The organism is Flammeovirga sp. OC4, from assembly GCF_000812565.1.
Taxonomy (GTDB): Bacteria; Bacteroidota; Bacteroidia; order Cytophagales; family Flammeovirgaceae; genus Flammeovirga.
The window spans coordinates 1-12,010 of sequence record NZ_JTAM01000046.1 but is presented as its reverse complement, the minus strand read 5'-3'; the positions used below and the strand labels follow the sequence as shown (position 1 = coordinate 12,010).

Genomic DNA, 12,010 nt, shown 5'->3' with positions numbered 1-12,010 from the left:
CATACTATTGAGCAGGAAAAACAGATTAATGAACTTAAAAAGATAAAAGAAGAAGTAAACATGTTAAAGAAACTGTTGATCGATAAGGAATAAAGAACCTTATACTCTTTACAATCAAAATATACTAAAGCTAAATTTTTTACGAGTAAATTTTAATTATATCAATGAAACAGATATTAATTTTAATATTAACAATTATACTTTCCATCTCGTTTGTTTATGGTCAAGAATTAAGTCTTCCGTCAAATATACAAAGTCCAGATGTAAGAGATTTGGGGACATATGGAGACGTACCAATGTCTTTATTTAATGGAACTGCAAATGTTTCAATTCCACTATATAATCAAAATATAAAGGGAGTACCTCTAAATATAGGCTTATCATATAACACATCTGGTATTAAAGTAAATTTGCACCCAGGAAGTGTGGGGCAAAACTGGTCATTAATAGGTGCAGGTGGTGCTATTATCCGGTCTGTATCAGGAAGTCCTGATGAATCATATTCTACAAACGCAAGTGTTCCTACTCCATATAGGAGTGTGGGTTATTTCTTTAATTTCAATAGATTGAATGATAATACTTTTCTAAATATTGAAGGGTTGAAAAGCCTTGCTGATGAAAAATCATCTTATAAAGATTTCGATTATCAACCTGATATCTTTTCTTTTAATTTTATGGGTATGAGTGGTAAATTCCTTTTAGACCATGAAGGAAAGTGGAGAGTAGCAAGTGAAAGCAATATTACTGTTAAGCTCTTAGATAAAAATGGCCAAAGAGTCCATGATATGAATAGCGTCTCAGAGGCAGATCTTTTAGATATGGTTTTTGAAATACCTAAGCATCAAAATAATATAAGCGAATATCAAAAATCAATTGCTGGTTTTTTATTGATTGATGACAAGGGGAATAGATATACTTTTGGAGTAGATGATAAGGCAATCGAGTATAGCATACCATTCTTTCAACAATATGCAGCTAGTCATTGGGTAGCAAATTCATGGAAACTAACAAAAGTTGAGGATATTCATATGAACGTTTTATATTCATTTGAATATGAAAAGAAAAGGTTTATTGCTGAGTTTTATAGAACAACAAACCTTTTTAACTATTCATTAATTTATTCTGGAGATGATTGTGGCCCATTTGGGAATTTTGAAAAATGTAAAAATTCATGTATTAGTAATTATAGTCTATCAAATGAAAATCGTTCTTTTGGAGGGGATCTAATCTTACCGTCTTACTTGACAAGTATAACTACTTTTAATGGTGAAACTATTGAGTTTATAAATAGTATTGCTAATCAAAAAGCATTTCAGGAAGAGATGTTTAGTGAGTTATATAATTCAATTGAAAAGACGATAGGTTCTCCGAATGCAGGTCCAGCATATTTTATTCAAACTCCTAATGACTATAATAGTATTGAAGATGATACATACCCCATCGATTTTAAATACAATTATTTTAATAACCTCAGTTGGTATAAAGTCAGTAATATAAGAGTTAAAAATATATTAAGCTCAACGATTAAAGATATCTCTTTAAACTATGATGGATTTCCCAACAATAGAAGATTATTTTTAAGCGGAATAGATATAAAAGGGGATGAGACTGACTCTGAAAAGGAAAGTTATCATTTTAAATATAATATTAGTCAGGATCAATCAGGAGCACTACCAGAATATCTTTCAAAAAAAATTGATCATTGGGGATATTACAATGGGTCTGAATATGAGATAGATCAAAATAACCTTAAAGATTATTACTTTGAAAGGGAACCTAATCCAAAATATTTACAAGTTGGACTTTTAAATTCAATCATTTACCCTACTGGAGGTTGGATGCAATTTATTTACGAACCTAATAGGTATTCTAGATATGTTGGAGATGATAGAGACTATCTAGAAGGTGAATCAGGTATAGGCCCTGGTGTCAGAATTAAAGAAATAAAGACCTACGATGGTTTTAAGGTAAGATCAAAGAGGTATCATTATGTTAATAACTTTCAACTTAATGAACAAAATGAATCAGGAATACTAACTAGAAAACCTCATTATTATTGGGATAGTTATTTACACTATGACCTAAATAATGAATGGAAATATTATGTCCGAAAATTTTCAGTGAATAGTATGGTTCCTCTTTCAAATTCTTTTGGTGTTGAGATTGGATATTCTGAAGTTGTGGAAGAACTTGAAGATGGAAGTTTTACAATCTATAAGTATAAAAACTTTGATCAAATTTTAGATGTACCTGGTATTTTTCTTAATGCAAGGTCTGCTTTTTATGACCCGATAACTGATAGAAGTATGTTAAGAGGGAAAGAATATGAAGTATCAGGATATGATAATACAAAAAAAATAAAATATAAGACTGAAAAGGAATATACACATTATTCTAATAAATATGTTAGAAGTACAAATGTGACATCTAAATCACCATTACAAAATAGTGAAAATTGTTTTTCAACAATTGTGTATTCAGGAACAGCTTATTCAATTTTGACAGGGAATAATGTTTTAAGTAGAGAAATATCAACGAAGTATGATGATGATGGTGCGGTTACTTTAACTACATCAATCGATTATGATTATTATGACTATTTATCATCTATCCATGATTATGATATAAACCATACCTTTTTAAAATCTTCAACAATTACACATTCTGACAAATCAGAGGAAAAAAATATTTTCTTTAATTCTAGTTTTCTTACTGAGTCAAGAGAAGATGCTAATACTCTATTAACAAAGAAAATAGCTACGGGAATATTATTAAAAAAGACTTCATTGATAAATAATAATACTGTCAGTTACTCTAATATAGTCTATGATAAATCAAATATATCAGTTGATGATGATGATTTATATCCAAATTATTCTGAGAATGGACCTAATGAGAGTTTAGTAAATACCACTTTTATTGATGAGTATGATGAATATGGAAATGTATGCGAATTTCATAAGGAATATGAACAACATGTCTCTTATTTATGGGGATATAATGGAACCAATATTATTGCAAAAGCTATTGGTATAGATTACGAAACCTTAAAATCAAAGGCACCTAACGTCAGTGACTTTTCATCAAACAGTGATCTGGAGAGTAAGTTAAATTCATTGAGAGAAGATATATCTCCAGATATATATTTAGAGACCTATACTTATTTACCTGGCATTGGATTAGAGAAATCATTTGATATTAATAATATTTCAACTTCATACTCATACGATAATTTAGGACGGTTGATTGAAATTAAAAATAACGATGATATTACTTTGAAAACTGTAAATTATAACCTTGCTCCTAATGAAGGCTTGAATTATAGTAATTTGAGTGGTTTAGATATTGGTGTAATAAATGAAACTACGCAAACTCTAGGTGCAAAAGTTACCTTTTATAATTTTGGAATAATTGGGGGTAGTAGAATTTACTCTTATAATTGGGTGATCAAAGCAGAGAATGGAAATTTAATACTAGAACAACATCAGACGAACTCTCCATTTTTTGAAACGACTTACAAGTATAGAGGTGAACTGGAGGTTGAGTGTTACATCACTGACTTAGTCAATAATAACTTTATTAAAACTGAAAAAATAATTACAGTAGCAGAAACTAACTAATTATCATTATTAAAGTTAGCTATTATATACGTATAAATCATGAAAACTTACTTAATTATATTAGCATTACTCTTGAGTAATGTTGTTCTACTAGCTCAAAGTCAACAGTGTAATCAAATTTGGTCTTTTGATAAAGTATTAAACAGTCCTGTTAAAGGAAATGGAGAAATAGAGGTCAAAACCTTGAATAATGATTTATTGGAGGTTACATTCAATGCTGAATTTACTTCATCAAACTTAAAAACAGGTAAAATTCTTGAAATATCAAGTTGTCAAAATTTACCAAATATTCCATTAGGGTATATTGATCAAGGAAATTATTTTATTACTATAATCGATAATTGGATATCAATCGAGGGTAATGGAACTATAACAGGTTTTAATAAAATATTTTCGATTAACCTTGGACAGTTTCAAGTGAATATGCCAGTGTCTAATCAATACAGTACAGCTGCAGTTCAAACCATTGAAAGTAATGTAGAAAGAAACTATAGAGAAATATCAACGACGCGAACAATAAAAGATGGAAGTAATGTAGATTACTCTAATGATGTAATTACTTATTATGGAGGGTTAGGTAAAGTTATGCAAACCATATCTGTTCAATCTACACCATCGGAAAAGGATATGATACAACATCATATTTATGATGAAAAAGGGCTTCAAGCCATCAATTTACTACCATATCCTTCAAGTAATTCTACTCGCGGAGAATATCAAGAAAATGCCATTACAAATTTTGAAAATGGATTGCCATCTTCGGGAGACCTACTGACTTTTTATTCAAATGAGAAAAAAGATCATAAACCTTTTTCAATTACGGAATTCGATAAGTCTCCATTAAATGAAGTAGTAAGTAAACTTGGTGTAGGGGAAGCTTGGCATTCTGAAAATAAAAAAAATGTGATACAGAATAAACTGAACAGTAGTGATGATTATGTTCATAAGTTCTCAGAAGATGGCCTTTTATTAAAAGAAAGTTATTATAATCCGGGTGAATTGACAAAAACAATTATAGATGATGAAAATGGTAGCCGCTCAATAGAGTTTAAAAATAGTCGTGACAATGTAATCCTAAAAAGACAGAGACTTCTTCTAGACAAAGAATTAAATGAGGATAATTTTCAAACAGTACCCTTAGACTTTTATTCTCTAATTGATAAAGCAGGTGGCGGTAGTGGTCGACTGATAATTAAAAGTGAAAATGTTTTTAATATAAAATTTGATGGTACATTTATATCTCATATTCTTTCGGAAGGTGAAAAAATAGATTTATCAAGTTATATGAATGTTGATGAATACTTTTTGAGTGATTTCGGTGACTATGAATTTTGGATAATTAATTCACAATTAACGATAATCTATAAAGTAACATCACCTGCACCTATTTCTAAAATAGCTGTTGAAATTGAGTTTGATGTAAATCCCAATTATCAAAATTTGGATACATATTATGGATATGATCAGTTGAACAACTTAGTTTTCGTTTTTCCTCCCAAATACAGTTTTATAAATGAAGAAGGTGAGGGAGAAGAAGAAGTTCCTGAAGGTACAGAACTCATTCTTACAGATAAAACGAAGAACTCATATGAAAACAAAAACTATTTAGTTAAAAAGGGTAAGGTTTTAACATTAGGGGATGGTTTTCATTTTAAAGCGAGTGAAACCTCAAGTTTTTCTGTACAAACTTATGAAGGTTCTACCGCATTAGATGGATTAGTTTATCAATATAAGTATGATGAGAAAAATAGAATAATTAAAAAGAAGTTACCTTCAAAGGGTTGGGAATTCATGGTATATGATAATCAAGATCGATTAGTGTTAACTCAAGATACCATATTAAGAAAGGATAATAAGTGGATGTTTACAAAATATGACATTCATAACCGACCAATTATCAATGGTATAAAACAAATAGTAGACAAGGATCACGAAGCGTTAATAGAAGAATATAAAACATTAAAAGCTTCAAATTATGAAATTAGAGGAACTGCATTGTTTGGGTATACTATGCAAACAAACCTTACCATTACAGAAGAGGATGTACTTTCTGTAACTTATTATGATGATTACTCTTGGGATAAGAATGGTATAAGTTTCAATGAACTTCCAGCTAATATTTTTGAGGAAGCAAGCGATAATGGTATTTTATTACCTACAGCCACAGATAAAGTCAAAGGTCAAATTACGGGTAGTAAAGTAAGGGTATTAGGAAAAGACGAGTTTTTAACTACGGTGACTTATTATGATGATAAGTACAGAGTGGTGCAGACAATTACCCAATCATTGGAAGGTGAAGATGTATTGACTACTCAATATAATTTTGCCGGTGAAGTGATTAAAACATATCTTAATCATGTCAACTCTGGTGTGGAGGATATTTCTGTGCTTACGGAAAACCAATACGATCATATGGGACGTGTTTTGGAAACGAAACAGACGGTGACCAAAGTAAATAATGCTGGCGAAGATGACGTAGTGGAAGAGGTCATATCTTTTGAGTACAATGAACTGGGAGAGATGATCAAGAAAACGACGGGTACTGATCAACAGCCTTTAGTGCACAAGTATGATTATAATATCCGTGGATGGTCATTGGGTGTGAATAAAGGGGCGGAAATCTCTAAGCAACAGCCTTTTGTACAGGAGTTGTATTATATACAAGATGAAAATGAGGCACTTAATGTACCTTCACAATACAACGGCAATATTGCAAAACAATCGTGGCATTCTTTTAATGACCCTATGAATGGACGTAGTTATGAGTATACGTACGATCAATTGAACCGATTGAAAAAAGCCAATTATATAGGTACTGGTGATGAAAATTATTCTGTTTCTGGCAATGACAACGGCATAGGCTATGACGCCAATGGCAATATATTAAGCTTAACCCGACAAGGATTCAGAACCGCGGATCAATCACCTACTTATGGTGATATTGATTTATTGTCGTATGAGTATTTGCCAAACAGCAATCAGTTGAAAAATGTAGTGGATGCTTCCACGTATAAACCGGCTGATTTTAAGAAAGACAATAGTTTCTTTGATGCGGGGACAGGTGCCGCTTTCAGCTATGATGAGAATGGTAATTTAGAGAAAGATGCGAATAAAAAGATAGAGGAGATTAAATACAATCACCTGAACTTGCCAACAGAAATTGTCTTAGAAGGATTTGGTAATCATAAGGACACAGTTAGGTATGTGTATGATGCAGCGGGTATTAAGTTGGAGAAGTTTGCTTCTATAAAACAGGCCGACGGCACCCTTCAAAATGTGACAACCAAGTACATTGGCAGTTTTGTTTATGAAAACAAAGGGGGAGCAGACGAACTGCAATTTATGCATACTGCTGAGGGACGTATTCTGACCGATAGGTCGGGCATTAAAACAAGATTGGAACAAAAGCACTTGTATCAAGAATACCACTATAAAGATCATTTAGGCAACCTCCGTGCGGCGGTTCGATTGGATGAAGTGGTGATTGAAGATTTTGAAGATGATATTTCTCTCTTCAATTTTAATGGACAAGAAAGAGTAAGTAGTATTGGTAACCGTGTAGGTTTTGTACAAGAAGTAAAAGCGGGTGAACAAGGTGCAACCTTAGAGAACGCAATTCCTCTTCAAGCGGGAGAAAAGGTGTATGTGGGTGTTGATTATTTTGTGAAGAATAGCACTACCACAACGGCTTCTACTCCAACACAAACGAATACTCCAGAAAACAACGCTTCTTATACGGAGAACGGAGAGACTACAGGGGAAACTGAAAATACGACACAAGTGACGGCTCCTGTTTTGCTTTTCGGTCAGGAAACCATGGAAGACATTGAAGCGTACCTTCAAGTGACCTTTTTAGATGAAAGTGGCAATGAAGTGGAAACACCAAAGAAATTGAATGTTACGACAGTCAATGTCTGGAAAAATATAGGACAATCGTTTATAGCGCCTGAAAATACAGAAAGCATTACAGTAGCCCTTTTCAACGCTTCACCAACACTTCCTGTTTACTTTGATGATATCACCATCACTTTTGATGATTACATCGTCCAAGAAAACCACTACTATCCGTTTGGTATGAATATGGCGGGTATTGAGAAGGAAGGTACACCGGATCATAAGTTCCAATACAATGGAAAAGAGAAGCAGGAGGAGATTGGTTTTATTGATTATGGTGCGAGACATTATGATGCGAGTTTGGGTAGATGGTTTGTGGTTGATCCTCTAGCAGAGAAGATGAGAAGGCACTCTGTTTATAATTATGCTTTTAATAATCCACTTCGATTTATTGATCCCAATGGGATGGCCCCTACTAAAATAGATCCACCACTTGAAAAAATGCAAATAAGAAAAAATAGAGCTAGTAATTTAGGTAAAGGTTGGGTAAGAACATTTGGTAAAAGATTTCATGCAGGTCATGATTTGTACGCAAAGAAAGGTACAACAGTGAAATCAGTGTATGATGGTACTGTAATTAAAGCAGGTTATAGTAGTTCGTATGGAAACCATGTGACAGTTAAACATAAATTTAAATATTATAGAGAAGAAACATTCGAAAATGGAAATACAAAAAAAGTTTTAGATTATGTTGAAGTCAAATATTCTTTTTATGCTCATCTTGACAAGACAGATGTAAAAAAAGGAGATAAGGTTAAATTAGGTCAAAAAATTGGAGAAGTAGGGACTACTGGTAATGCTAAAGGTTTAAAGGGTGATGATGTTCATCTACATTTTGAATATGGAACAAAATTACGAGCTGGTAAGTTTCTTGAAAAAAGTGGTTTATTAGATGCCAATGAGGCTTATAGAACAGTTAAATTTACTCCAATGACTGAAGATACAAACCCATCAACTACAGGAGTTATTAAAACCACTAAAGAAGACGATAAAAATTATACTACAAAAGAATATATGTATCTAAAAAAATAGTTATGAATTTAAAATTAACCTTATATTTAGTGTTGTTTTTTAATTTTCAGAACGATTTATTAATAAATCGCACAATATTAAAACAAATAGAACTAGATAGAGAAAAAAAAGAGAATATTTATATAATTGAATATAGTGATAAATATTCATGGCCATCAGACCCGATTGGAATCATTATTTCATCGAATCAAAAAGTTGTATCTAAAAAAGAAACTATCTATTTAGATGATTTTAAAGTCTTGAAATTTGAGGAGGAAATATTATACTATGAATTATATAATTCTTCAACCAATTGCGTAAAAATATTCAAGTATAATTTTATAAATAATACAGAGTCATTTTTTAATATTTGTGAAGAAAATTATTTAAATTTTTACAATCAAAAAGGAGAACTAATTCAAGATAAACTTCAATTTATAAATTGGGTTGATTAAAGCCTCCTTCAGTTCTGAGTGTTGTAGCGTCACTTAGGAATTATCCATCAAATATGTTTCAACTTATAACTTTTTAAAAAAAAGAAGATATATAAAACATAAAGGTCAATTTTTGATAACTATATATTCAAAATTGACCTTTATCTACTCTTATGTAGAAAGTTGTATTTGGGAGTCCAAGTTATCAGGGGATTTTACGCATCTCTATCCAATTGAGATTGTTACTTCCTAAGGTTGAAGAGTATCACCTTATAAGGGAAGGACAGGTATCGATTTTTTTCTTACTATTTGTGATTTGAAAACCTCAACTTCTCGACAAAAATTGTAGTATATTTACGCTATAATTGAACAAATGTTTTCAGAAGGCTAAACGCGAGAGTTACTCGGAATTCACCAATTGATTAAGTCTTTGACTTATAACAAGATGATACTAAGCAAACATCAAAAAATGAGATATACTCTCTTCCTGTTTTTATTTTTCACACTAGAGGTTTTGCATGCACAAACCTATCCCTCCCTTTCTGAGCTAAAGCAACAAAAACAGCTTCTCCAACAACAGCAGTTGGAAGACAGTTTGTTGCAGATGGGAACAATGCCTCAGTTGGTGCCTTTTGTAGGAGGAAGAGTAGGATGGCTTTCATCTCCCCCTGTAATTAATCATGAGGAAGGAGACAACAATACAGTGCCTCCAAACGTCGCTCCTTATCTCACGGCGGGCGTCAGTTATCGCTATTTACGCTGGGAAGCAGAAGCAACGATGGGTTTGAATGTCATGCTCAATACCGATTCTTTGTCGTTAGGGATTTCAGACCGTTGGCTAGCCGAGGGGAAAGTGAAATACAGACTAGGCGAACAAAGAAAAGGCATGCTCAATGCAGGTCACGGATGGCAACCGAACACCAATTATATCAGTGTAGGCGGTGGTTATGCATGGAAAAACAGAAAGGATAAAATCATTACGCTGTATTCAGATATCAACTACCACTATCAGCACAATGATTGGGGTGTTTTGGCAGGTATTTCTGTAGGATTCGGCAAAAAAGGCTTGGATCAGGTGGTCAAAAGCAACAGCAACGGTTTTGATCCCAATCGTGAAATTCAAAACCCCAGCCTTAAAATGCTGGACAAGTTTAAGAATTTGGAAAACCTATCTTTTAGTGAAGGAGTTGGTTTAGTGACCAAAGCCCTCAATATTGGAAATACGATCACCATAGAACAACAGGACCCATTGAAAGTGACTTATTCCCCCTCGCTTCAATTACCATTAAACGAGGCTTGGAGTGTAGGCATTGGCCCTAATATCTCTATGCTTTATGATTCCCTTCATACCAATTGGTCTTTCGGTGGAAGAGTATTTACAAGAGTTCAACCTCATAAATACCTACCTTATTTTCAAGTAGAATATTCAGGTTTATACGAAGCAGACTCTATTTATATTTATCAAGACGGTGTTCAAGAGACCACTACTCCCCGATGGCAAAGTGATGTGTTAATAGGTGCAGGATATTCCTTGCAAGTAGGGAAATTCTTCACCATAGAAGCCTCTGCCATGCGAAAAACCGGTTGGGTAGATCCCGTTGAGGGCAACCCGTGGCAATTCCAATTATCCACCAAAAAAGATATCCCATTTGCCAATCCAGAAACGGACCAATTGGAAATTCCCGAAGCCACTGTTGACGTTGGCAAATTCCTCAAAGTAGGAGGAGGCATCAATGTAACCGCAGGAGAAAACCCAAGTGTAGAGGCTGCTCCAAAGTTTTATAAAACTGTAGGGGCTAAAAAGAAAACAAATATCGGTTTGTCTCCCGTTGTTCGTTACGGTAGAGTAGAAGATAAAGACCTTTGGGTCTACGGAGGCCGACTTTCTACCCAATATACCCCTTTCAAAGGTTATCCACATATAGATGGTGAAGTAGAAAGTATGAACGCCTCAGATCCTTCCCAACCTGAATACAAAAGACATTGGTTTCCATCTTTAAGAGCAGGAACCGGCTACACCTATCAGTTTGGAGACTTCTTTGGTATCAGCTTTCAGTTGCTCTACTCATTTGTGTACGAAGATAACAACAACCCTATTCAAAATAGCCCATGGGTGTTCAGAATTGGGTTTAATGGGATTGGTGATATGTAACTTAAAAATTAATAATTTAGATAACTATAGCAATGAAAAAACTAATATTAATAGTAATGCTATTCTATTCATCATTAGCTAATGCTCAATGGGTTAATACTGCGAATGAAAGTGAGATTTTCACAAGGTTTTCTTACAGTTCCAATAATAATTTTGGTTTAAATTTAGAACCTTCTGGCACAAATCATGGTCACTTTATTCATAATAATATGAATGGTGTAAATCAGCAAGTTTTTTATTTTGGTCATGCGAATAGAACAAAGCAAATTTTTGGCATAAGCTCTACAAAAGATAGCGGTGGAAATTGGAAATCAAGGTTTGTGATAGATAATAATGGGAATGTGGGAATTGGAACAAATAATCTTGATCATGGAAAGCTAACAATAACTCAAAATGAGGTTGATGACTATTCAAGTGGTTTAAGGCTCCAAAACCAGGTTACAGGTCAGTCTTCTTATATTAGAATGGATAATTCAAACAACTTAAGAGTTGATAATGCTACAAATGCTTCTAGGAATATAATATTAAATGGAACAGGTTCAGGTAAAGTAGGGATAGGTAGTAATTCACCTACCTCTAAATTATTTGTAAAACAATCTTCAGAAGGAAGTGGATCGGGTGTGTCTATTCAAGATTTAGCAACAAGAACTATTAATATTTATGGAGAAGGAGCTTCAGGAAGACAGGTAATTTCCACTTCAGGCACAAATAATCCATTGGCATTTATTTTAAATGGAACGGAAGCAATGAGATTAGACCACCGAGGACATGTAGGTATTGGAACAACAAACCTTTCTGATTTTAAATTATCCGTTGACGGCAAGATAAGAGCAACGGAAGTAAAAGTATATACCGGTTGGGCGGATTATGTCTTCGAAGAAGGTTACCATTTAAAACCC

The 12,010-nt window shown here is 33.3% G+C and carries 5 protein-coding genes; all 5 read left to right on the top strand.

Annotation, left to right across the window (positions count from 1 at the left end; translation table 11 throughout):
* Window positions 1–164: 164 nt before the first annotated feature.
* Entirely contained in the window at window positions 165–3,620 is a 3,456-nt protein-coding gene (locus PL77_RS20000) for a hypothetical protein (RefSeq protein WP_044209403.1), read from the top strand.
* Between the two features lie 39 nt (window positions 3,621–3,659).
* Entirely contained in the window at window positions 3,660–8,546 is a 4,887-nt protein-coding gene (locus tag PL77_RS19995) for a peptidoglycan DD-metalloendopeptidase family protein (RefSeq protein ID WP_044209400.1), read from the top strand.
* A gap of 2 nt (window positions 8,547–8,548) precedes the next feature.
* Window positions 8,549–8,980 carry a hypothetical protein gene (locus PL77_RS19990; protein WP_044209397.1) on the top strand — a complete coding sequence of 144 codons (432 nt, stop codon included), beginning with the start codon at window positions 8,549–8,551 and terminating at the stop codon, window positions 8,978–8,980.
* A gap of 448 nt (window positions 8,981–9,428) precedes the next feature.
* Window positions 9,429–11,111, top strand: coding sequence for a hypothetical protein (locus PL77_RS19985; RefSeq protein ID WP_156152453.1), 1,683 nt, complete (start codon window positions 9,429–9,431; stop codon window positions 11,109–11,111).
* A gap of 32 nt (window positions 11,112–11,143) precedes the next feature.
* Window positions 11,144–12,010: hypothetical protein (locus tag PL77_RS19980; RefSeq protein WP_216595927.1), on the top strand; the 867-nt coding region annotated here is incomplete at its 3' end.

Excerpts from the sequence above, each read along its gene's own strand:
- PL77_RS20000 (WP_044209403.1), top strand. The coding sequence starts at position 165 with ATGAAACAGATATTAATTTTAATATTAACAATTATACTTTCCATCTCG.
- PL77_RS19985 (WP_156152453.1), top strand. The coding sequence starts at position 9,429 with ATGAGATATACTCTCTTCCTGTTTTTATTTTTCACACTAGAGGTTTTG.
- PL77_RS19995 (WP_044209400.1), top strand. The coding sequence starts at position 3,660 with ATGAAAACTTACTTAATTATATTAGCATTACTCTTGAGTAATGTTGTT.
- PL77_RS19990 (WP_044209397.1), top strand. The coding sequence starts at position 8,549 with ATGAATTTAAAATTAACCTTATATTTAGTGTTGTTTTTTAATTTTCAG.